Origin of the sequence: Micromonospora sp. AB353 (assembly GCF_049538395.1) — a bacterium.
Taxonomy (GTDB): domain Bacteria; phylum Actinomycetota; class Actinomycetes; order Mycobacteriales; family Micromonosporaceae; genus Micromonospora; species Micromonospora aurantiaca.
Genome location: NZ_JBMVFV010000088.1, coordinates 1 through 21,960 on the forward strand (window position 1 = coordinate 1; position 21,960 = coordinate 21,960).

Consider the following 21,960-nt stretch of genomic DNA (forward strand, 5'->3'; position numbering starts at 1 on the left):
GCCCGCGCGGCGGGCGCCGACGCCGGTGGCGTGCCGGTGGAGCTGCTCGGCGACTACCTGCGGCTGCTGACCGACGCTGCGGTGACCGGCCGCCGCCCGCGCCGCGCCGAACTCGACGCGGTCGGCGCGCTGGGCCGGCGCGCCGCCGAGCAGGGGATCTCCGCCGGCCGCGCGGTACGTCTCTACCTGTCCGCGGCGCGGCGCGTCTGGCGGCAGCTGCCGCACCTGGACCGGTCCGACGACAGCGAGGCGGTCCGCGCCGCCGCCGACGCCGTGCTGCACGTGGTCGACACCGCGGTGGCCACGCTCGCCGAGGGGTACGCGGTGGCCCGCCGGGAACTGGTCCGGCGGGAGGAGTCGCTGCGCCGGGAACTCGTCGACGACCTGCTGCGCGGCGACTCCGACCTGGGCGGGCTGGTGGAACGGGCCGAGCCGTTCGGCCTGGACCTGGCCCGGGTGCACCAGGTCGCGCTGGCCGCGCCCGGCCGGCGGCTGCCGGACACCGAGGCGGCGATCAGCGCGCTGGAGCGGGTCATCTTCGACCGGCTCGGCGACCGGGACGTGCTGGTGGCCACGAAGGAAGGGCTGCTCGTGGTGATCGCCCCGGCGGACCCGGTGGCCGCCGACCAGGGACGCGGCGCCGGCGCGACCGGCAACCTGGGCGCGCTGATGCACGGCGAGCTGGACCGCCTGGTGCGGGGCCGGCCGTGGCAGGTGGCGGTGGGCCGCCCGCACCCGGGCGTCTACGGCATCGCCCGCTCGTACGAGGAGGCCCGGGAGGCGCTCACCACGGCGCGCCGCCTGCACAGCGCGGCATCCGTGATCGACGCGCACGACCTGCTGATCTACCGCGTGCTGCTGCGCGACCAGCCCGCCATGGTCGACCTGGTCCGGGCGGTGCTGACGCCGCTGGCCCAGGCGCGTGGCGGCGCCGAGCCGCTGCTGGACACGCTCACCGAGTACTTCGCCTGCGGCGAGGTGTCGACCGAGGCCGCCCGCCGGCTGCACGTGTCGGTGCGCACCGTCACCTACCGGCTGGCCCGGATCCGGGCGTTGAGCGGCTACGACCCGGCCGACGCGCGGGACCGGTTCACGCTGCACGCCGCCGTGCTCGGCGCGCGGGCACTGGACTGGCCGCGCCGGCCGCTGCCGGCGTAGGGCCGCCCGCCGGCCCGGGTCCGCCGCCGGTGTGACAGGCGGCTCAGGCCGGTACGGCGACCAGCTCCGGGAAGCCGAGCAGGTTGGCCAGGGCCGACGCCTCGTCACGGGTGAGCGTGAGCGTGACCATGCGGTCCGGGTCGTCCGGGTCGTCGTGGACGACGTCGCGCCGGTCGCCCACCTGGTAGTCGATCACCCCGATGCGACGGCCCTCCTCGGTGACCAGCGTGTGCCGGACCCCGATGCCGGGGAGGTTCGTACGTTCGATGATCACGGGGACCTCCTTCGCACGCGGCCGCCGGGACCGGCCGGAGCCGGCCGGAGCTAGGGCGACGCGGTGGACGTTCGAGCTGAGCTCGCGTTCTCCATGTGTCAACCATAGCCAGGGGGTATGGGCGGATCCGGGTTCCGGCGACCGGCAATCATCGCGCCCTTTGTTGGCCGGTGGCGCGCAGTGCCGCGCGTGACGTTCCCGGCGACGCTGGAGGTCCGAGGCGGTACCCGAGTAGCGAGGAGGTGGTGAGCATGACCCGCACGTCGATGGCTCCGCCACCGGTGTTCGCCGGTCTCCTCGCGTCCCGATCTGCAAGCGGCGACCAGAAGCGCGTCTGAGCCCTCCGGCCGCCGGCGTCGTCGAGTGAATCCGACGCCCGCGGCCCCGGCCACGCCCCTCCCCCGCACGTCCACCGCCCGTTGGGCACCCTGATCCGAAAGAGGTCGGAATGCCGCACCCTGTCACCGCCATTCGCCCACCGGTCCGTACCGGCATGCTGATCGGCCGCTCCCACGGCAGCCGCCCGCCGGTCACCGTCGACGCGGCGCCGATCGCCGTCGACCTGGGCAGCAGCCTGCTGCGGATCTGGCTCGGACCGGGCCGGACGCTGAGCGTCCCGCTCGGCCACGGCCTGCGCAGCCCGGTCGTGCGGCGCGGCCGGATCATCGACGGCCCGGCCTGCGTCTCCGAGCTGCGGCGGATCCTGCGCGACCACCGCACCCCGGTCCCGGTCGGCGCGCTGGTCGTGGCCTGCCGTCCGGTGCTCGCCGCGCCGGCCGAGCAGGAGGCGACCCGCCGGGTGCTCACCGCCGTGCTCGCGCCGTCCCGGCTGCTGTTCCTCGACAGCGTCCGGGCGGGCGCCATCGGCGCCGGCGCCGCCGCCGGCACCCTGCTGGTCGCCGACATCGGCGCCCAGCTCACCGAGGTGGCGCTGCTGACGGACGGCCGGGTGGTCGCCGCCCGCCGGGCCGACGTCGGCACGCGGGACCTCAACCACGCGACGACCGCCGCCATGCTCGCCGACACCACCGCCCGGCTGGTACGCGAGCTGCGACAGGACGCGACGCTACGGCCCGTGGTCCGCGACGCGCTGGCCCGTGGCCCGATCGTCATCGGTGACGGTGCCACCCGGCCCGACGTGACCGCCCGCCTGGTCGCCACGCTCGGCGCGACGGTGCACCGCGCCGCGTCACCCCGCACCGCGGCGCTGACCGGCGCCGGCATGGCCGCCATCTCGGCCCTGCGACACCCGCACGACACCCCGCGCCGCCCGGAAAGGAGCGCCTGATCATGACGCACGCCCTCAACCGCACCGACACGCTGCGCGAACTGCTGGACCGGCAGTTCGGCGAGTACACCGACCAGCTCACCGAGCTGACACTGCACACGCGGCAGCCCGACTACGGCGGCCACGACCCGGACACGCTGCGCCGGCTCGTCGAGACCGCCCGGCAGGGGATCGCGGACACCGCCCAGGCGCTGAAGCGGATGTCCGAGGGCACGTACGGCGTCTGCGAGCGGTGCGGGCAGGACATCCCGACCGCCCGCCTGGAGATCCTGCCCTCGGCCCGCTTCTGCGTGCCGTGCCAGCAACGTCGCTGAGCACGCGCGGGGCTGTCGGGGCGGGCGCCGGCCGGTAGCGTCACCGCCATGGATGTCGATGACGTCGCCGGCCGGCTCGGCGTGCCCGCCGAGGAGGTCGACCGGGTGCACCGGCTCGCCGGTGACCTGCCCTCCGCGCCGCTGCCCGGCCGGGCGGACGCACCAGCCCTGCTGGCCCGGCTCGCGGTACGCCCCGACGACGCCGCCGAGATCCTCGCGGGCTGGCCGGAACCGGGGTCGCCACTGTGGACCCCGGAGCTGCGCTGGCTGCTCGACCGCTCGATCGCCCTGGTCCGCGCCGACCTCGGCGGCCACGCCTGGCTGCCGCCGGGCCCGGCGCTGCCGCGCGAGCGGGGTCCGGCCTGGCGGCACCTCTACGTCTACGCGTACCTCGCACTGGTCGACGTGGTCCGGGCCTACCACAGCGACCACGGCGTCCCCGACGACGTGTCCTGGGCGACGCTCGCCGACCTGGGCAACAACCTCGCCGTCGACCGGCGGATGAACGGCGAGGGCTGGCCGGTCATGCAGTGCTGGCTGACGCTGCACGCGCGCGGCGGCCTCTACGAGCTGGGCCGGCTCCAGCACCAGCGCGGCGACGCCGAGGCGATCGACCTGCACATCCCGGACTCGGGACCGCTGACCCCGGAGGCGGTCGACGCGTCGCTGGACCGGGCCCGCGCGTTCTTCCCGCGCCACTTCCCGGGCGAGCGCTACACCGCGTTCTCCTGCGGCTCCTGGCTGCTCGACCCGCAGTTGCGCGAGTACCTGCCGGAGGACTCCAACATCGTCCGGTTCCAGCGGCGGTTCACGCTGGAGCCCTACCAGGAGCTGCCCGGGCTCGACGGCGACGTCGAGGTGCTGCGGTTCGTGTTCCGCACCCTGGACACGCCGCTGGACCGGCTGCCGCGCCGTACCGTGCTCCAGCGCGCGGTGATCGACCACATCCGGGCGGGTCGCCACTGGCAGTGGCGCCGGGGCTGCTTCCCGATCGGCGGCCCGGCCGGGCGGTAGCCGTACCGGGTCCGGCGTGACCGGCTACGACGGTCAGTCGGGGTGGCGGCGGGCGGCATAGGCCCGGACCTTGGCGCGATTGCCGCACGTGGCCATGCTGCACCAGCGACGCCGGCCCCGGGGGTCCAGGAACAGCCATCCGCAGTCGGCGGCCGGACAGGCGCGCACCTCGGTGCGGGCCGGCGAGGTGAGCAGGTCGGCCGCGGCCCGGGCACCGGACAGCAACGGCAGGCGCAGCCCGGCGTCGTCGGGCAGCGTCCAGTGGGCGATCCCGTCCGGGCCGGTCTCCAGGACGGATGCGGCGGCAGCCGCCCGGGCCGGTCCGGCGACCCGCCGGAAGGCCGCGGTGTCGGCCGGGTCGAGCAGGACGTCGTGCAGCGCGGTGCGCAGCTCCCGGGTCTCCGCCAGCACCTCGCCCGCAGCGGACGGCCGGCGGCGGCCCGCCTCCCGCAGGCGGCCGACGACGGCCGGGGCGAGCAGCCCGACGTGACCGGCCCACACCGCGAGCCGGTCGTAGTCACGCAGCCAGTCCCGTTCCGGGCTCGGGGGCGCGGCCCAGCCGGCCCAGGTGTTGCAGAGTTCCAGCGCGGGATGGCCGCCGACGGGGATCGGCATCGGATAGCCCTCGACGTTCACCCAGTGCATGCCGACAGTGTGCCTTGACGCGGCCGCGATAACCAGTCAATGTCATCACACCGGTTAATCGTCTCCTACTGGTTAGGTGATGCCATGCGCCCCGGAAAGACAGTCGGTCGGTTCCTGCTCGGCATGCTCGTCGCGGCCGCGGCCCTCGTGGCCGCTCCGCCCGGTCCGGCGCTCGCGTACGGCGACGCGGCCCCGGCCACCCGGTCGAGCGGCCGGCCCGAGCCCTGGCGTCCGTCGATCCAGGAGGACTGGACCGGTCCGGCGGGCCGCTACTGCTCCTTCCCGCTCCAGGTCCGCGTCGTCTCCCAGGACGTCCGGGTCCGGGTGCTCGCCCGGTACGCCACCGGCGCCGTCCGGCGCGAGGAGTACGCCGGGCCGCTGACCGTCGAGTTCGCCGACGCCGACACCGGACGGGCGGTGCGCCGCGACGCGGGCGGCTCCGGCCTGCTGGAGTACCGGCCCGACGGCGGGTGGCTGCGCTACACCATCGTCGGGCCGGCCGGGTTCGGCTTCCGCCCCGGAGACCACTACCGGCGTGGCTACTACATCCTCGACGGACTGCACGTGATCTCGGTCGATCCGGACGGCACCCGTGCGCTGACGCTGGGAATCGGGCGGCAGGACGACATCTGCCTGGCACTCGGCGACCGAGCCGCCTGACCCGGCTGCCCGCGACGGTGGTGGGTGGGATGACCGACGTACGGCTGTCGGTGCTCGGGCCCCTGGTCGCGCACCGCGACGGCGCGGACGTGCCGCTCGGCGGCCGCCGGCAGCGCATGGTGCTCGCCACGCTGCTGGTCGCGCGGGGACGGATGCTGCCCGCCGAGCGGCTGCGGGACCTGGTCTGGAGCGACGGCCGGCGGACGGCCGGAGCGGCGACCCTGCACGGCTACGTGGCCGCGCTGCGGCGGGCGCTCGAACCGGACCGGCCGCCGCGCTCACCGGGCCGGGTGCTGCGCCGCGAAGGGCCCGGGTACGCCCTGCGGGTGCCGCCCGAGCAGGTCGACGCGGAACGGTTCGCCGCGCTCGTCGCGCACGGCGTCACCCTGCTGGACCGGGGTCATGCCGCCGCGGCCCTGCCCGGTCTGACCGGTGCGCTCGGGATGTGGCGCGGGCCGGCGTACGCCGATCTGGCGGAGGCGCCGTTCGCGCTGCCGGAGATCGCCCGCCTGGAGGGAATGCGGGCCGCCGCCGCCGAGTCGCGGCTGGCCGCGCTGCTCGCGCTGGGGCGGCACACCGGGATCCTCGGCGAACTGGAGGCGCTCGTGCTGGAGCAGCCGTTGCGGGAGCGCGGCTGGGAGATGCTGGCGGTCGCGCTGTACCGGGCCGGCCGGCAGGGCGACGCGCTCGCCGTCGTACGCCGCGCGCGGGCCCGACTCGCCCGGGACCTCGGGGTCGACCCGGGAGGTGGACTGCTGCGCCTGGAGACGGCGATCCTCCGCCAGGACACCGCTCTCGACCTCGTGCCCGACCCGGCCGCGCCGCCGGAACCACGAGGTGACGGCGGCGATCCCAGTGGGATCCCAGTCGGCGCCGGCACCGTGGGCGGCACGACCATCCACAGTGAAGGGGGACGGCATGCGCGGGCTGCGACCGATGACCGAGGCGGATCCGGAGTTCGAGGTCAACGTCAAGAACAACTACGTCGACTGCGTCGATCTGCCGGCCGCACGTACCCGGCAGCGGCTGCCGCTGCCCGAGGTAACCGCCGCCGAGCCGGCCGGCGCGGGCCGGGACCGGTCGCCGGAGCCCCGGTGACCCGATCGGCCGGGCTCGCGCCCCGGTGGCGGGCGTGGGCCGCCGAGAACCTGGCCCTCGGCGTACCGGCCGCCGAGGTCCGGGAGGCGTTGCTGGCCGCCGGGCTGCCCGTGCCGGAGGTCGACGAGGAGCTGACCGGCGCGCCCGGGCACCCGTACTTCCGGGCCTGCCTGCGCCTGGCCCGGGAGTACGCCTGGACGGAGTCCCTGCTCGACCTCTACGGCGATCTCCGCTCGGCGCAGCTGGCCGGCGGGCTGGAACGGCGCTCCGACCTGTCCCCCACCGAGTTCTTCGACAGGTACTACGCCGCCAACCGTCCGGTGATCCTGGCCGGCGCGGTCGACGACTGGCCGGCGCGGCGGGAATGGACGACGGCCCGGCTGCGGGACCGGCTCGGCGCCGTCGAGGTCGAGGTGATGACCGGACGGGACAGCAACCCGGAGCACGGCTGGCAGCACGACGCGCACCGGACCCGGATGACGTTCGCCGACTACCTCACCCTGGTCGAGACGGGCGGGGAGACGAACGACCACTACATGGTCGCGCGCAACGACAACTGGCAGCACGGACTCGAACCGCTGGCCCAGGACATCAGGCCGGTGCACGGGATCATCGATCCGGCTCTGCTGCCGGAGACGGTGACCCTGCTGCTGGGGCCGGCCGGCACGGTCACCGCCCTGCACCACGACAACATGAACATCCTGCTGTGCCAGGTGATGGGCCGCAAACACGTCCGTCTGGTGCCGTCCTATCAGCGCGGGCGGGTCTATCCCCGTGGCGGGACGTACAGCCGGGTCGACGCCGCGCGGCCCGACCTCGGCCAGCACCCGCTGTACGAGCGGGCCACCGTCCTGTCGGAGGTGCTGGAGCCGGGTGACGCGCTGTTCGTACCGGCCGGGTGGTGGCACTGGGTACGGGCCCTGGACGTCAGCGCCACGGTGAGCCTGCACCACTTCCGGGTGCCCGGCGGCAATCACTACCTGCACCCGCCGCTGGTGCGCGGCGAGCCCTGACGGCGGCGGATGCCGGGGGCGCCCGTGCCGGTGCCCCCGGCATCCGGTCTATCCCTTGTCCCGCTCCGGTGGCGGGTCCGGGATCTCGTCCACGGCCAGTCCGGGTGGTCCGGTCGGTGGCGGATCGCGTACGTCGGCGCGGTACCGCACGGCCGGCGGCTCACCGGCCGACGGCACCGGTCCCGCGGTGAGGGCGATGGCGGCCAGCATCATGACGATCACCGACCTCCGCATGCGTCACCTCCTCTCGTCGTCGCCGCACGGGCGACACCGGGAGGCACGCCCGGCAGCCAGCCTGCGCCCGCCCACTGGGATCCGGCTGGGAACACGGCGACGCCGGTCAGCCGCCCGGCGAACGGACCGTCACCTGCGCTCCACCGGCCAGCCAGTCGTCGAGCGCGGCCTGGTCGCCGAACAGCAGCACCGGCGGCCCGGCCGGGTCGGCCGCCCAGGCCCGCAGGCGCCGGCGTGCCCGGCCGAACCCGGTCAGGTGCCACACCAGAATCGAGTCCCGGGACAGCACGCTGCGCAGCGTCTCCCGGTTGCCGTTGCAGATCAGCTCCCCGCCGGCCAGCCGCCGCAGCGTGCGCCGCAGCAGCCGCCGGAACGAGACCCCGCGCGGAAGGTCCAGGCCGATCACCAGGTCGGCGCGGGCGAGGACCACGTCCCGCCAGCCGTGGTACGCGCCGTCGAGGATCCATCTGTCGCGCCGGCAGATCGCCTCGATCCGGCGACGCTGCTCGGCCACCGGCACCTCGACCCAGCCGGGCTCCCACAGCAGGTCGTCGACCGGATACCAGGGCAGGCCGAACCGCTGCGCCAGATGCGCGGCGAGCGTCGACTTGCCGGAGCCGTGGATCCCCTCGACCAGGATGCGGGCCGGGGCGGTCATGGCAGCAGCGTAGGCACCGCGCGCACCCGGCGCGATCCGGGCGGCCCGGTCAGTGCGCGACGGCGACCGCCGGCGCCGCCTCCAGGCCGGCGAGCCGGGACGGCCGCACGATCACCAGCAGCACCACCAGCGCCGCCACCATCCCGCCGGCCACCACCAGCGCCATCGCCACCGCGCCGGTGCCGAGTACGCCCACCAGCGGCGCGGCCACCGCGCCCACGCCGAACTGCACCGCGCCGAGCAGGGCCGAGGCGGTGCCGGCCGCCTCCCCGTGGCGGGACAGCGCCAGCGCCGGGGCGTTCGGCATCGCCAGGCCCGCCGCCGCCAGCACCAGCCACAGCGACACCAGCAGGGCGGGCAGCCCACCGAAGCCGGTCGCGGCGAACACCACCAGGGCCAGCCCGGCCACCGTGCCCGCCGCCAGCGAGGTCACCAGGATCCACTGCGACGGGTAGCGCCGGAGCAGCCGCACGTTGTACTGGGTGGCACCGATCAGGCCGATGGCGCCCGCGCCGAACGCCAGGCCGAACTGCTGCTCGTCGAGCCCGTACCCGTCCTGCAACACGAACGACGACCCCGCGACGTACGCGAACAGGGCGGCCATGGCCAGCCCGGCGACCAGGACCAGCCCGACGAAGACCCGGTCCCGCAGCAGCCCGCCGTACGTCCGAACGGTCGCGACGACTCCGCCGCGCCGTCGCCGGGCGGGCGGCAGCGTCTCGGGCAGCGCGATCGTGGCCAGCACGACGAGCAGCACCCCGAAGACGGCCAGGACCACGAACACGCCGCGCCAGTCGGTCCACCGCAGCACGCCGCCGCCCAGCGTCGGGGCCAGGACCGGGGCCGCGCCCATCACCAGCAGCAGCCGGGACAGCAGGGTGGCGAACGCCGCGCCGCTGAACAGGTCACGCACCACCGCCATCGCCACCACGGCGGTCGCGGCGACGCCGAGGCCCTGCACGACGCGCAGGACGCCGAGGACGGCGACGTTCGGGGCGACCACGCACAGCGCCGACGCCACGATGTGCAGCAGGAGGCCGGCGATCAGCGGGCGGCGCCGCCCGACCGCGTCCGACAGCGGCCCGATCAGCAGCTGCCCCACGGCCAGCCCGGCGAGCGTGCCGGTGAGCGTCAACTGGACCGCCGCCGACGTGGTCGCGAAGTCCGTGACGATGGCGGGCAGCGCGGGCAGGTACATGTCGATGGTCAGCGGACCCACGGCGATCAGCGACCCGAGGACCAGCACGAGCTTCAGCCGCTGGCCTCGGCTCATCAGGTCACCGGGGGTGGGCGTCGGGGCGGCATCGGTCGTCTGGGGCGTCCCGGCCCGGTCGTGCGACCGGGCGCGGGAGGGTGCGGCACTCACACAGTGAGTCAAATGCGCCCCCGGTGATCACATTCCCGTCTCGGCGAGAGGTAACGCAGGTCACGCACCTGCCCACCGTTGCGGCACGCCGCCGGACAGGGGCCGGCGGCGCTGCCGGCGGGGCGGCGGGGCTCAGTTCCAGGGGGCGGTCGGGAACCAGCCCACGCCGAAGAGTGCCGGCACGCGTACGTCCCAGTAGACGATGAGGAACACGCCGACGAGCACCAGCGCGACGCCCGACAGCACGGTGCCGCGCCGGCTCGGGGCGGTGAGCAGGCGCCCGCCGGTCAGCCTCGACGCGATCACCACGACGAGGACCATCACCAGCATGTTGCCGAGCGTCTGCAGGCCGAAGACGGCCGCGCCGTACGCCGGGTTGTCGTCGGCCACCGCGTAGAGGAAGAGTTTGTGGAACAGCGGGAACGGGCGGCCGATCAGGAAGGCGCCGATGATGACGCCCAGCGCGACCAGGCGGGCCCGCGGCCGCCCCGCGAACGGGTCCGGAACCAGCTTCAACGCCGCCAGGCCGAGGTAGAGCAGGGCCAGGCCGGCCAGCCCGAAGACGACGGACGCCTGCACGAGCCGCACCGGTACGCCCCCGGCCGTGGTCGCGGTGGACAGCTGCGGCAGACGGTCCCCGAGCAGCACGCCCACGGCGCCGTAGGTCAGCGCGACAGCCATGCTGCCGGCGGTGAGCCAGCCCAGCGGGGCGAGCAGTCCGCGCAGTCCGGACCTCGTCGTCTCCCTGGTGACCTGCGGGACCATCCCGAACGCGGCGACGTTGCAGGCGGTGAACGTACCGGCGAGCCCGGACACGAAGGCGAAGGCGAGCCCGGCGACGGAGCCGCCGATCGCCGTCGCCTTCGCGTCGTGACCCAGGAGCGAGTTGGCGATGTTGTCGCCGATCACCGAGTCGACGAAGGTGAACGACCAGGCGACGGCGAGCAGCACCCCGGCCACCGCGCCCGCCACGGCGAAGCCGAGGGCCGCGGACGTGCGGCCCTGCGGTGTCGCGTCGACGGTGACTACCGGGACTGCTCCCCGGTCGGCTACGGACATGGTTCCTCCTCGATGGGTGATCGGTTACGGGAGACGCACACCCGGCACCGCGGGTGTGTGGAGCGATGGCACCGGGCCGTCCGGGCCGCAGATGTGCAGCCCGATCCGCCCGTGTACGCCGTGACGCTGGTTGACGGCCTGGAGGAGCACGGCCAGCGACTCCAGCTCCCGGGCGTGCTCGAGCCCGCCGACGTCGATCGGCGCGAAGCCGAGCCGGGACAGCAGCGCACCGGCGACCCCCTTCGCCCCGGCGTCGTCGCCGGCCAGCGGCAGGGAGACCGGCAGCCCGCCGCAGAGCGGCTCGCCGACCATCGCCGCGGGCACGGTGTTCAGCGCCTTGACGACGTGCCAGCCGGGGGATGCCGCCGCCGCGATCAGGTGGGCCCCCGACGAGCCGGGCGGCACCTCCTCGCCACCGAGGGCCGGATTGGTGACGTCCAGGAGCGGACGGCCCCGGCCCGGCACCGGGGTCTCGGTCAGCACCCGGCACGCCGGACCGAGCGGCACGGCGAGCACGACGAGTGAGGCCCGTTCGAGGACGACGCGGATGTCGGCGGCGAAGGCCCCCGGTACGCCGGCGGTGGCGGCGGCCGCCGCGCCGGGTGTCCGTCCGGCGAGCAGCACGCTGCAGCGCGCGGCGGCGACCGCGCGGGTGACGGCGGCACCCATCCGCCCGCAGCCGATGACTCCGACTGTCATCGGACCCACACTCCCGCCGCGGAACGGCGGTAGACGGCGAGCGCGGCCGCCAGGTCGGCGGGCACCGGTGCCGGCTGCAACTGGCCGTCGACCCGCTCCATGACGGCCACCGTCTGCCGGCCCCGCGCGATCAGCTCGGCGGGAGCGCCGTCCGGGCGGACCCGGCGATAGTCGAAGCCCATCGTGATGCGGTTGCCGTTGAGTTCGACGAGCGACATCTCGATCTCGACCGTGTCGAAGGCGTGGCTCTCGGCGTAGAACTCGACCGACATCGACACGGTGACCAGTGCCAGCCCGTCCGAGAGGGCGGCGAGCACGGAGGGCGCCTGCTCGGCGAGGAAGTGCTCCCGGCAGTGACCCTGCCAGTGGGCGTAGTGGGCGAAGTAGACGTTCCCCACCAGGTTCGTCTCGTCGAACGTCACCCGGTGCCGGTAGCGGTAGACCGGGGCGCTCATGCCGGCGTCCCCACGCACACCGCCACCTGCCGCGCGTCCCCGGCGGTCCGCAGCAGCACGCTGCTCAGCACGTGGTCACCGCTGCGCAGGCCGAGCGTGCCGGACGGCTCCCGGCCGGTGAACACCAGCGGCGCCGAGGGCCCGAGCCCGAGCTTGCGGGTCACCTCTATCGCCGTCCACACGCGGACGGCCGCGACGGCCTCGTCCTCCCCGGACTCGGCGGCGAGCCGCACGGCGAGGGCCCGGTGCCGTTCCTCCAGCGGCGGCGGGCGGTCGTCCACACGTTCCCAGTCGACGCCGACCGGACCCGGGGCCACCGTCACGAGCACGAGGTCGTCGAGGTGGCTGGCCGAGACGCCACCGCCACCCGGCGCCGTGACCCGACCGTCGCCGGCGTGCCGTGCGCCCGCGGGCTCGCCCAGCGCGGCGCCGGCGAGCCAGTCGGCCAACCGGAGGGTCGGTCCGCCGTCGCCGCGCGTCGCGGGGAGCACCGCGGCGTCGATGCCCGGATGCCGGTGCCGCAGCCGCCGGGCCACTGCCGGACCGGCGAGGAACGCCGGCATCTCGGACCAGCCGATCTCGGCCACCGAGCGCAGGACCAGCCCCGTCCACTCCTCGACCGGGCGTCCCGACTCGTCGGTCACCAGCACGTCGTAGACGAACTCGGCACCGTCCTCCGCGCGCTGCCGGGCGGTGACGGTGAGCACGCCGGACGGCCGGTGCCACACGGTGATCCGCTCGACGGAGACCGGAAGCACGCGCCGGTCCGGGACGCAGCCCTGCAGCCCGTGCAGCACGGCGTCACGGGCGCCCGGGTCGCCGAGCCGCAGCGACGCGTCGAGGTACATGCCGAACCACGCGGTGCCGGGTTCGGCGCGGACCGAGAACACGCACCGGTACGCGCTCAGCGCGTGATATCCGCGCACCCGCCGGAACGCGGGCCCGTGGAAGTAGAGGCCGCCGTAGAGGCCCGCCGCCGGCAGGCCCGGCTCCCCGAGCCGCACGGCCGGCGCCGCCGGATCGGGTGCCGGCACGGCGCCGGTGGTCACGACCGCCGCGAAGTGGTCCACCGCGAAGCCGGTGTCGTCGCTGCGCAGCGCGGTCTCCACCCGGCCGTCGTCATGGACCAGCGCCGCGACCCGGATGTCGCGCCGGTCGGTCACCGTCACCGGCCGTTCGAGCCGTACGCCGGTGAGGCGCACCGGTGTCCCCGGCGCCCCGGTGAGCGCTGTGGCGGCCTGCGTCATCGCCTCCAGGCCCAGCACGGCGGGCAGCAGCGGGACACCGTCGACGACGTGGTCGGACAGGTAGGGGTCGGTGCCGGCGGTCAGGGTGGCGCCGAGGACGCTCTCCACTCCCGGCGTCAGCGCCAGCACCCGCTCGGCGAACCGCCCGCCGGTGCGGTCGTCGTCGCGGTAGCGCAGGGTCGGTCCGGCGGGCAGCCGGCCGGCGGCCAGCACGCACGGCCCGGTGTCCGGCGCCGCCAGCAGGCGCAGCAGCAGGTCGGTGCCGGCCGGGACGCTGATCGGTTCGAGCCCGTCGCGCACCAGCGCGTCGAGGACGCCGAGGCGGACCCCCATGCCGACGCCCGACCAGGCCGACCACTGCACCGTCAGCCAACGGGTGCGGGGCCGCTCCCGCGTCAGCTCCGCGCAGCGCCGGGCGAGCCACTCGTTGGCGACGGCGTACTCCGACTGGCCGGTCAACCCGGTGCGGCCGATGACGGATCCGAAGGCGACGGCGAAGCGCAGATCGTCGCCGAGGGCCGCGACCAGGTGGTCGAAGCCGTCGGCCTTCGGTGCCAGCGTCGCGCGGAGACCCTCGACCGTCACGTCCTCGATCCGCCGGGGCGTGTTGTGGCCGGCGGCGTGCAGCAGCCCGCGTACCGGTCCGTACCGCTCCTGGGCGGCGGTGACGGCGGCGGTGACGGCTTGCCCGTCGCTGACGTCGACGGCGTGGTAGCCGGCGGTGATCCCGAGCGCGGTGAGCCGGTCCAGGCCGGCCCGGACCTCCGGGTCCGTGCCGGGGCTGCGCCCGAAGAGCACCGCCGTGGCGCCGGTGGCCTGGCACACCTCGGCGGCGCACTCCAGCCCGATGCCCTTCGCCCCGCCGGTGACCAGCAGCACGTCGCCGGAAGCCAGCGGAATGCGCTCGTCCCGGCGGGACAGCGCGAGCGGGGCGGCGACCCGGGTGGTGCGGACACCGTCCTCGTCGTAGACGGCCTCGACGTAGCCGGTCCAGTCGACGGACGCCTCGGCGACGAGCTTGAGGCAGCGGTCGTCCACCGGGGTCTCGGCGACCATCACCGCGGCGCCCGGCCGCTCCATGGCGATGCTGCGGCCGACCGCGGCGCCCACGCCGCCGTGGTGCAGCACCACGAGCGGCAGCCCGTCGGCAGCGGTGGCGCGCAGCGCGGTCACGACCAGCTCCGCCGGCACCGTGAGGCCCGGTGGCAGCAGCAGCAACCGCGCGTCCGGGGTGTCGGCGAGCGGGAAGTGCTCGGCCACCCCCTTGCTCAGCGGGTGGTCCTCGGTGCCGAGCACCGTCCACCCGCGCCGGGCGCCCGGCCTGGCCGTCGGGGCGGCCGACTCGACGAACCGGTCGGTGAAGGCGCGCACCCAACTGGCGATGCCGGCCGGTGGGGCGTCGACCTCCCCTGCCGCGGGCAGCGTGGCGAGCATCGCGGCGAGCTGGTCGATGGTGGCGTCGGCCAGGGCGGCCGGGACCGCGGGCGCCGACCGGCCGACCGCCGCGGCGGCGTCCACGGCGAGCTGGCTGACCCGCAGCGAGCTGAGGTGCAGGTCGGCGACGAGCCGGGTGTCCGGGCGCAGCGTGGCCGCGTCGAGTTCGACCATGGCCGCCACCCGCCGGGTGACGGCGCTCAGCAGGTCGGTGTCGTCCGCGGTGACCACCGGCGGGGCTGGCGTCGGCGTGACGGGCGCGGGACGGGGACGAGGCGGCTGCGGCGTCCGTGCCGGCCCGCCCGTGCCCTCGCAGGGGTTGCGCAGGAAGACCGGCCGCCAGTCCGGCGTGAGCCGGCGGCACGCCCGGCGCGCGTAGTACGCGCCCACGTCCGGCCCGGCGCCCGTCGCGAACAGCGCGGCGGTCACCGTCGCGATGCCGTGCGGGCCGGGCGCGCCCGAGTCGAGAGCCACCACCCGGGCGTCCGGCAGGTCCGCGGCCAGCCCGGCCAGCACGGCACCGGGGCCCACCTCGATCAGCAGGTCGGTTCGCGCGGCCAGGCGCGCCAGCGCGTCGCGGAAGCGGACCGGCTCGACGAGCTGACGGGTGAGCAGGTCGGCGAGGTCGGTGCCGGTGCCGAGCCAGTCGCCGGTCACCGTGGAGCAGACCGGCCGTCGTGGTGCCCGCCCGGCGAGTCCGGTGAGGTGATCCCGCAGGGCGAGGCTCGCGGGGGCCATCAGCGGCGAGTGGAAGGCGTGCGAGACCGGCAGTGCGGTGGCCCGCAGGCCGGCGGCCGGGGCGCCGGCGACGAACCGGGCCACCTCCGCGGCCGGGCCGGACACGGTGCACTGCTCCGCGCTGTTCTCCCCGGCGACCACGAGCGGGCCCGGGCGGAGCAACTCGCGGACCCGGTCCGCGGGCCCGGCGACGGCGGCCATCGCGCCGCGACCCGGCGCGTCGCTCATCAGGCGGCCGCGAACGCGGACCAGGTCGAGGGCCTCCTTGTCGTCCAGCGCCCCCGCCCAGCACAGCGCGCCGATCTCGCCGAGGCTGTGCCCGGCGGCCGCCTCGGCCTCCACGCCCAGCCGGCGCAGCCAGGCCAGACCGGCGAGCGAGGCCCGCAGGATGGCGGGCTGGGCGACTGCGGTGTCCGGAACGCCGCCCGCCGCGATCTCGACCTCCGAGTCGTACCCGGCGAGCGGCCCGTCGAGCAGTTCCCCCAGCGCGCCCGCGTCCGGACGGACCGGGGATCCCTGTCCGGAGAACAGGTAGCCGATCCGGGGTGCCGCGCCGGCGCCGAGGAAGACACCGGCCTCCGGGTCGAACAGCTCGGTGTCCGCGTCGGCCAGCGCGGTCACGGCGCGCCGGGCGGCGTGGACCAGGCCGTCCGGGTCGCGTACCACGGCGGCGAACCGGACGGCGCCCGCGGCGACCGGCTCCGCGGCCAGCGTGGCCGCGAGATCACCCAGTTCCGCCCGGGACAGCCGGCCGGCCAGATCGGCCAGGTCGGTCAGCCGCGCGGCCAGGGCCGCACGGTCGGCCGCCGCGCACACCACCACCTCGTGGGACGGCAGGGGGCGGGCGGCCCGGCGCTCCGCGTCGGTGACGACCCGGCGGGTGGTGGGCGAGATCCCGCCCAGCACCACGTGGGCGTTGATGCCGCCGAAGCCCATGGCGCTGACGGAGGCGTACCGGTCCGGGCCGGGCCACGGCGTCGGCTCGTCGGTCACCACCAGCGGCGACCCGGCGGCGGCCAGTGCGGGATGCGGTGACTCGCAGCCGGTGGTCGGGGGGATCACCTGATGGTGGATCGCGAGTACGGCCTTGATCATCCCGGCGACCCCGGCCGCCGCCTTGGTGTGCCCGATGTTCGCCTTCACGCTGCCGAGCACCGCCGGGAGCCGGCGGCCGGCGTGCAGGTCGCGCAGCGCGGACAGTTCGGTCTCGTCGCCGACAGCGGTGCCGGTGCCGTGCCCCTCCACGAACGACACCTGCTCGGGGGTGAGACCCGCCCGGTCGTACGCGCGCCGCAGCGCGAGCAGCTGGCCGGCGGGCTCGGGCCGGGTCAGCCCGCCGTTGCCGTCCGACGACGTGCCCCAGCCGTGCAGCCGCGCGTACGGCCGCAGGCCGTGTTCCGCGGCGAAGTCCTCACGGCACAGGACCAGGATCCCGCAGCCCTCCCCCGGCAGGAACCCGGTCGGCCGTGAGTCGTAGATCCGCATGTCGCCGGTGGCCAGCGCACCCACGCGGGCGAAGCCGACCAGTTCCAGCGGATCGAGGCTGAGGTCCACACCACCGGCCAGCGCCACGTCGAGATCGCCGTCGGCGAGCATCCGGGCGGCCGTGGCGACCGCCATCAGCGACGAGGCGCAGGCGGCGTCGACCGTGTAACCGGTGCCGTGGAAGTCGAAGTGGTTGCAGATCCGGCCGGCGATGGTGTTCGACAGGGCCCCGGCGAGCGTCTCCTCGCCCGGCGGCGGGAACGGCTCCTTGAACCGGTCCTCCGCGGTGGCGAGCAGCTTCTCCCGTTCGGCGTCCGACAGGTCCAGCCCCGCCAGCGTCTCGGCGAGCAGCCGCTGCACGTAGGGCCAGCGCAGGCGGAGCCCGTTGGCACGGCTGAACTCGCCGGTCATCGAGTTGCCGAGCATCACGCCGACCCGGTCGTTGGGCAGGCCCGCACCCGCCGGGCAGCCGGCGTCGGCGAGCGCGTCCGCGGCCACCTCCAGGGCCAGCCAGTGGGTCAGGTCGACCGCCCGGAAGACCTCACCGGGCACGTGGAAGCGGGACCGGTCGAACACCCAGTCGCTGAGGACGGCGGCGCGGTCGACGTACGTGTGGTCGACCTCGTCGCGGCCGGGCCGGTGGTAGTCGGCGACCGGCAGCCGCTCCGGCGGCAGGGGCCGGAAGGCACGCCGGCGCCCGAGCACCGTCTGCCAGAGCTGCCCCGGGTCCGTGGCGTCCGGGTACCGGCAGGCCATGCCCACCACGACGATCGGGGCTCTCGTGCCGGTCATGCCTGGGCTCCGACCGGGACGGCGGGCTGGGAGGCGCTTTCCGGCGCACCGGGTCCGGTGACCGGCTGCCGCCGCTCGCGGATCCGGCGGGCGACCACGATCACCACCCAGCGGCCGGCGCACACGGTGGTGAGCGCGAAGAACAGCCCGAACTCGATGTGCAGGAGCACGAGCGTGCCGTACACCGCCGCGGTGGCCAGACCGAACACGACCTGCCGGCGCGGCGCGTGCGGGGTGGTTCCGGGGTCGGTGATCATGTAGTTGGTGAACAGGACGAACGCCACGCCGGTCATCGGCAGGAGCGCCGCCACCAGCGCATGGTCGAAGATCACCGACCGCAGCACCGCCTGCGCGGCGAAGCCCGCGACCCAGGCGGCGACCAGCGGTCCGCGCCGGGTCAGCTTGGCGTTGAGCATCGTGCCGGCGGCCAGGATCGCGCCGGGCACCACCCAGTCCCAGATCCCGTTGATGTTCGCGGTGAACTGGTACGGCGGTGCGATCCCCACCCAGGTGAAGCACAGCAGCGTCACGACGATGCCGAAGTTGCTCGGGTTGAGGACGTGCTTCGCCGGTCCCCCGGCGGTGAAGCGCACCCGCACCACGTACTTGCTCGCGATCGCGACGGTGACGGCGAACAGGGTGGGCCACAGCCGCTCGTTGCCGTAGAGCAGCATCGCGCAGGCCAGTCCGCCGATGTGCGCGGGCAGCAGGAAGTTGACGAGATCGACGGCGGAGCCGCGGTAGCGGACCGGGCGGCGCTCGACGCGGGCCTCGATCGTCTCCAGGAGAAGTTCGAGGGCGTACGCGGTGCACAGCGCGGCGATCGGCGTGAGCCACGACTGCTCGAATCCGAGGACCGTGTGCCCCAGCAGCGTGAACACGGTGATGGACAGGGCGAACCGGCGCAGCGCGACGATCCGGGGGTCCTTGTTGGCCATGGTTCTCTCCTCGATCAGGACTCGGGTCGCAGCGTGACCGTGTGCCAGCCCGAGGCGAGCGTGGTGCTCGTCTCGTGCTGTCCGGCGGCGTCGCGCCAGGTGATCCGGACCTGGGCGGACGGGCTGCCGCCGAGGCCGAAGTACAGTTCGTCGGCGTTCACGCCGGTGTGTCCGTTGGCGGGGTACAGCTGGTCGGTCAGCGTCGTACCGTCGGCGCGGCGCACCTCGACCCGGGCACCGATCGCCGCTCGGGTCGCGCCGTTGGCGGTGGGCACCACCAGCCGCAGCCCGAGGTGGGTCGTCGTCGGCCCGGTGTTGCGGAACAGCTCCGAGGCGGCCCACTGGTTGGCGACCGCCATGTCGAGCCGACCGTCGTGGTCGACGTCGCCGACGGCGATGGCCCGGGAGGCCTGGGTGCTCGTCATCCCCAGCCGCTTCGACACGTCGACGAACCGGCCGTTCGGCCCGCGTACGAAGAAGGGGTTGCGCTCGTGCCCGGACAGGCTGTCGCCGGGCCGGAAGTTCGGCCAGGCCCACGGGTACTTCAGGAACGTGTCGTTGGCCATCGCGAGTTCCTGGAGCTCGGCCCAGCGGTCGGTCCCGCCGTGCAGGAAGCCGACCGCCTGGGTGATCTCGCGGCGGCCGTCGGCGTCGAAGTCGGCGGCCTTGATGTCCCAGGCCCAGCCGCTGCGGGACAGCCCGAGTTCCTCGCTGCGGTCCCGGTACGGCGCGCGCCCGGAGGTGAACCGGCCGCCCGTGCTGACGAAGGCGAAGTTGCTCTCCTGCAGGGCGAACGGCGAGGTGATGTTGCTGACCAGCAGGTCCGGCCGGCCGTCGGAGTTCAGGTCGTCGAAGGCGACGCCCATGCCCTTGAACGAGTCGTGCCCGATCACCTTGGACTTCGGGGCCAGCGGGTCGCGCGTGCCGCTCACCTCGCGGAACTCGGGCCGGCCGGGACGGGACTCGTTCACCAGCAGGTTGTCGGGCCCGAAGTCGTTGGCGAAGTAGATCTCCGGCAGGCCGTCGCCGGTGAGGTCCTGCGCCCCGGTGGCGAGGGTCCAGGCCCGCGCCTGGCCGGTGGTGAAGGCGTCGGACCGGTCGGCGTACGCGGGGACGGGTGCGCCGCCGGCCCCGGGGGCGTTCCCGTCGAACATCAGGAGGCGGTTGCGGCCGCCGTTGCGGCCCAGGGACATGGAGTCCTGCATCCGCATCACCGGATCGTCGGCGGCGGTCCGGTCGAGCACCCGCGCGCCGTCCGGGAAGTAGTTGCCGATCAGGATGTCCAGGCCGCCGTCGCCGTCGACGTCGAGGACGTTGGCGGTGGTCGAGTTCCAGATCTCGCCGGGAGCGACCACGTCGCTCGCCCGGAAGCCGGCGGCGCCGGGTGCGCCACCGCCGGGCTGGCGCAGGTAGAGCAGCGGTACGCGACCCCAGAAGTACACCAGGACGTCGAGTGAGCCGTCGCCGTTGAAGTCGGCGGGGAGGCATCCCATGGGCGCTGTGGTGCGCGCGTCGTACGCGACACCGGCCGGCTGGAGGGTGACGGCGGCGTACCGCTCGCCGGTGCCGGGCACCGGCGCCACGGTGACCGAGTCGTCGCGGGGGTCGACCAGGCAGCGGTCGTTCGGCATGCCGTCGCCGTCGAAATCGCCGAGGCCGACGCCCGCGCCGACCGCGGAGATCCACGCGGCGAGATGGTTCAGTGCGGGCTGGACCTCGCGGAGCCGGCGGGTGTCGCCGGTGGCGTTCAGCGGGGCGGGCGTGAAGGCGAAGCGGGCGCTCAGGGCGTCGGCGTCGGACGCGGAGACCGACGGCAGCCGGGTGAACAGACCGGCCACGACACACAGCAGCAGGGCCAGGGCGGGTACGAGCGTTCTACGAACAGCGGACGGCACAGGTTCCCCCTCGGATGGTCGCGGGCGGATCAGAGCGACGCGAGCAGCACGCGGGCGCGGATGCGCTGCCGCCACGTCTGGTACTCGACCGGGCCGGTGGCGGGCGTGCGGAGCCCGGCCTCGGCCTCGCGGGTCCAGTCCGCGGCGGTACGCGGGTCGGTGCCGGTGAGCGCGTGCACGGTGGTGGCGAGTTCGGGCGGGGTCCAGCCGCTGCGTTGCCAGGCGGCGGCGGCGAAGGCCACACCCTGGCCGAGGTCGCCGGCGTGCGCTCCGGCACGCTCGCGCAGCGTGGCGAGTCCCTCCGGCGAGACCCCGCCGGCGTACGCGGCGGCGAGGCCCACACCGCTCCAGGCGTCGCCGTGGTGCCACGGCGGCAGCGTGGCGACGAGGTCCGCCACCCGGATGGGTACCGCGGTGCCCCGGAACCACAGGCTTCGGCCGACGCCCTGGTAGCGGATGGCGCAGCGCTCGGAGCACCGGCGCGGGTGGGCGGTGATGCGGCGCAGCCCACCGGCGTCGGCGAAGAAGCCCGCGGAGAAGCCCCAGCCGTCGAGCGCGAGCCAGCGCAGCAGCGGGTCCAGGCCGGACAGCCGGGCCCAGAACGGCCAGCGCAGCTTGGCCATCGCCCAGCCCACGCCGACGTGGATCAGGTGGATGTGGGCCGGGCCGTGCAGGCGCAGTACGGCCGGCAGCCGGCGGCTGCCCGGGACGAGAAGGTCGAGCAGTGCGGCCTGCATGGCCAGCCCTTCGACGGCGAAGCCGCGCAGGTGGTCCGGTTGGTCCTCGAATCGTGGGGGCGCGCCGGCGGGGGCGGCGAGTCCCTCGTTGAAGCCGTCGAGGAAGGTTCCCGCGGCGGTCTCCAGCCTGGCGCGCAGCTCGGGCGGGTCGGACGCGAAGCCCCGGACCGTGAAGTCGGCGAGGCGGTCGGGCTGATGCAGCAGGCGGCGCCAGCTACGGGGGCGGGTTTCGTCGAGCGTGGCGTTGTCGGTTCTCATGACGCTCCCGCGGAGTCGGTCCACAAGGTCCGTGCGGCGCCAGTCTGCCGATCCGTTCTTGAAGAAAACTTGAATTACATATAGTAGCGAAATCGCGTTTCCACAGCCGGCCTCGCTACTCCCCCGCGCCAGATGTCCGTTGATTAAATCGACCGAGGGATTCGACGATCTCGTCGGTCGTCTTCGTCCAGGTGAAGGGGCCGGGGTTCTCCTCCCGCTCCGCGACCCACGAGCTGATGCCGGCCTCCAGGGCCTGCACGGAGCGCGGGGTGCCGCGGGGGACCATCTGCTCGGCGAGGAAGCCGAACCAGCGGTCGAGCTGGCTGACCCAGGCCGAGTCGGTCGGGGTGACGTGCGCGCGGAAGCGGGGGTGCCGGTCCAGCCAGGACGTGACGGCCGGGGCGTGGTGCGCGCCGTGGTTGTCCCAGATGAGGTGGACGTCGAGCTCGGCGGGGACCGACGCGTCGACACGGGTGAGGAACCTCTTGAGATCCGCCGCCC

19 protein-coding genes are annotated in these 21,960 nt (G+C 75.1%); 6 read left to right on the forward strand and 13 right to left on the reverse strand.

From position 1 onward, the window contains the following. Positions 1 to 1,158 (forward strand): PucR family transcriptional regulator (locus ACPCK6_RS25550; RefSeq protein WP_423482446.1); only part of this gene is annotated, 1,158 nt, incomplete at its 5' end. A 43-nt stretch (positions 1,159 to 1,201) separates the two neighbouring features. Here ACPCK6_RS25550 and ACPCK6_RS25555 read toward each other — a convergent pair. Continuing rightward, positions 1,202 to 1,432 carry a cation:proton antiporter regulatory subunit gene (locus ACPCK6_RS25555; protein WP_396881481.1) on the reverse strand — a complete coding sequence of 77 codons (231 nt, stop codon included), beginning with the start codon at positions 1,430 to 1,432 and terminating at the stop codon, positions 1,202 to 1,204. 448 nt (positions 1,433 to 1,880) lie between these two features. On the opposite strand from ACPCK6_RS25555, the gene ACPCK6_RS25560 reads away from it, so the two are divergent. The 3 genes from ACPCK6_RS25560 to ACPCK6_RS25570 are packed head-to-tail and all read left to right on the forward strand — an operon-like array spanning position 1,881 to position 4,048. Beyond that, complete coding sequence (locus ACPCK6_RS25560; protein ID WP_396881480.1) at positions 1,881 to 2,720, forward strand: cell shape-determining protein MreB; 840 nt, start codon at positions 1,881 to 1,883, stop codon at positions 2,718 to 2,720. 2 nt (positions 2,721 to 2,722) lie between these two features. Further along, the gene (locus ACPCK6_RS25565; protein ID WP_135239645.1) at positions 2,723 to 3,034 is read left to right on the forward strand and encodes a TraR/DksA family transcriptional regulator; all 312 of its coding nucleotides are present in this window, start codon (positions 2,723 to 2,725) and stop codon (positions 3,032 to 3,034) included. Positions 3,035 to 3,082: 48 nt separating this feature from the next. Next, complete coding sequence (locus ACPCK6_RS25570; protein WP_423482447.1) at positions 3,083 to 4,048, forward strand: acyltransferase domain-containing protein; 966 nt, start codon at positions 3,083 to 3,085, stop codon at positions 4,046 to 4,048. A 33-nt stretch (positions 4,049 to 4,081) separates the two neighbouring features. Here the strand turns inward: ACPCK6_RS25570 and ACPCK6_RS25575 are convergent, their stop codons facing one another. Continuing rightward, on the reverse strand, positions 4,082 to 4,693 hold the full coding sequence (locus ACPCK6_RS25575; protein WP_396881477.1) for a CGNR zinc finger domain-containing protein: 612 nt from the start codon (positions 4,691 to 4,693) through the stop codon (positions 4,082 to 4,084). Positions 4,694 to 4,777: 84 nt separating this feature from the next. Between ACPCK6_RS25575 and ACPCK6_RS25580 the strand changes: the two genes are divergently transcribed. Both ACPCK6_RS25580 and ACPCK6_RS25585 read left to right on the forward strand, forming a co-directional pair. Beyond that, on the forward strand, positions 4,778 to 5,353 hold the full coding sequence (locus tag ACPCK6_RS25580) for a hypothetical protein (RefSeq protein ID WP_396881476.1): 576 nt from the start codon (positions 4,778 to 4,780) through the stop codon (positions 5,351 to 5,353). 29 nt (positions 5,354 to 5,382) lie between these two features. Continuing rightward, complete coding sequence (locus tag ACPCK6_RS25585; protein ID WP_396881475.1) at positions 5,383 to 7,464, forward strand: cupin-like domain-containing protein; 2,082 nt, start codon at positions 5,383 to 5,385, stop codon at positions 7,462 to 7,464. 48 nt (positions 7,465 to 7,512) lie between these two features. On the opposite strand, the gene ACPCK6_RS25590 is transcribed toward ACPCK6_RS25585, so the two are convergent. The 11 genes from ACPCK6_RS25590 to ACPCK6_RS25640 form a co-directional block, all read right to left on the reverse strand. Next, positions 7,513 to 7,698, reverse strand: coding sequence for a hypothetical protein (locus ACPCK6_RS25590; RefSeq protein WP_396881474.1), 186 nt, complete (start codon positions 7,696 to 7,698; stop codon positions 7,513 to 7,515). A 106-nt stretch (positions 7,699 to 7,804) separates the two neighbouring features. Continuing rightward, on the reverse strand, positions 7,805 to 8,356 hold the full coding sequence (locus ACPCK6_RS25595; RefSeq protein WP_423482448.1) for a P-loop NTPase family protein: 552 nt from the start codon (positions 8,354 to 8,356) through the stop codon (positions 7,805 to 7,807). Between the two features lie 49 nt (positions 8,357 to 8,405). Next, on the reverse strand, positions 8,406 to 9,629 hold the full coding sequence (locus ACPCK6_RS25600; RefSeq protein WP_423482454.1) for a multidrug effflux MFS transporter: 1,224 nt from the start codon (positions 9,627 to 9,629) through the stop codon (positions 8,406 to 8,408). Positions 9,630 to 9,854: 225 nt separating this feature from the next. Next, positions 9,855 to 10,781: a hypothetical protein gene (locus ACPCK6_RS25605; protein ID WP_318333687.1), complete on the reverse strand. Its 927-nt coding sequence runs from the start codon at positions 10,779 to 10,781 to the stop codon at positions 9,855 to 9,857. Between the two features lie 24 nt (positions 10,782 to 10,805). Then, on the reverse strand, positions 10,806 to 11,480 hold the full coding sequence (locus tag ACPCK6_RS25610) for an NADPH-dependent F420 reductase (protein ID WP_423482449.1): 675 nt from the start codon (positions 11,478 to 11,480) through the stop codon (positions 10,806 to 10,808). Further along, a complete protein-coding gene (locus ACPCK6_RS25615) occupies positions 11,477 to 11,935 on the reverse strand; it encodes an acyl-CoA thioesterase (RefSeq protein WP_396881470.1) in 459 nt (152 codons plus the stop codon). Before ACPCK6_RS25615 ends, ACPCK6_RS25610 begins: the two co-directional genes overlap by 4 nt. Continuing rightward, complete coding sequence (locus ACPCK6_RS25620; protein WP_423482450.1) at positions 11,932 to 17,631, reverse strand: type I polyketide synthase; 5,700 nt, start codon at positions 17,629 to 17,631, stop codon at positions 11,932 to 11,934. Before ACPCK6_RS25620 ends, ACPCK6_RS25615 begins: the two co-directional genes overlap by 4 nt. Continuing rightward, the gene (locus tag ACPCK6_RS25625; protein ID WP_396881468.1) at positions 17,628 to 18,569 is read right to left on the reverse strand and encodes an enediyne biosynthesis protein UnbU; all 942 of its coding nucleotides are present in this window, start codon (positions 18,567 to 18,569) and stop codon (positions 17,628 to 17,630) included. Before ACPCK6_RS25625 ends, ACPCK6_RS25620 begins: the two co-directional genes overlap by 4 nt. Positions 18,570 to 18,583: 14 nt before the next feature. Continuing rightward, complete coding sequence (locus tag ACPCK6_RS25630) at positions 18,584 to 20,464, reverse strand: CRTAC1 family protein (protein ID WP_423482451.1); 1,881 nt, start codon at positions 20,462 to 20,464, stop codon at positions 18,584 to 18,586. A gap of 29 nt (positions 20,465 to 20,493) precedes the next feature. Next, complete coding sequence (locus tag ACPCK6_RS25635; RefSeq protein WP_423482452.1) at positions 20,494 to 21,459, reverse strand: DUF1702 family protein; 966 nt, start codon at positions 21,457 to 21,459, stop codon at positions 20,494 to 20,496. Between the two features lie 115 nt (positions 21,460 to 21,574). Then, positions 21,575 to 21,960 (reverse strand): transposase (locus ACPCK6_RS25640; protein ID WP_423482453.1); only part of this gene is annotated, 386 nt, incomplete at its 5' end.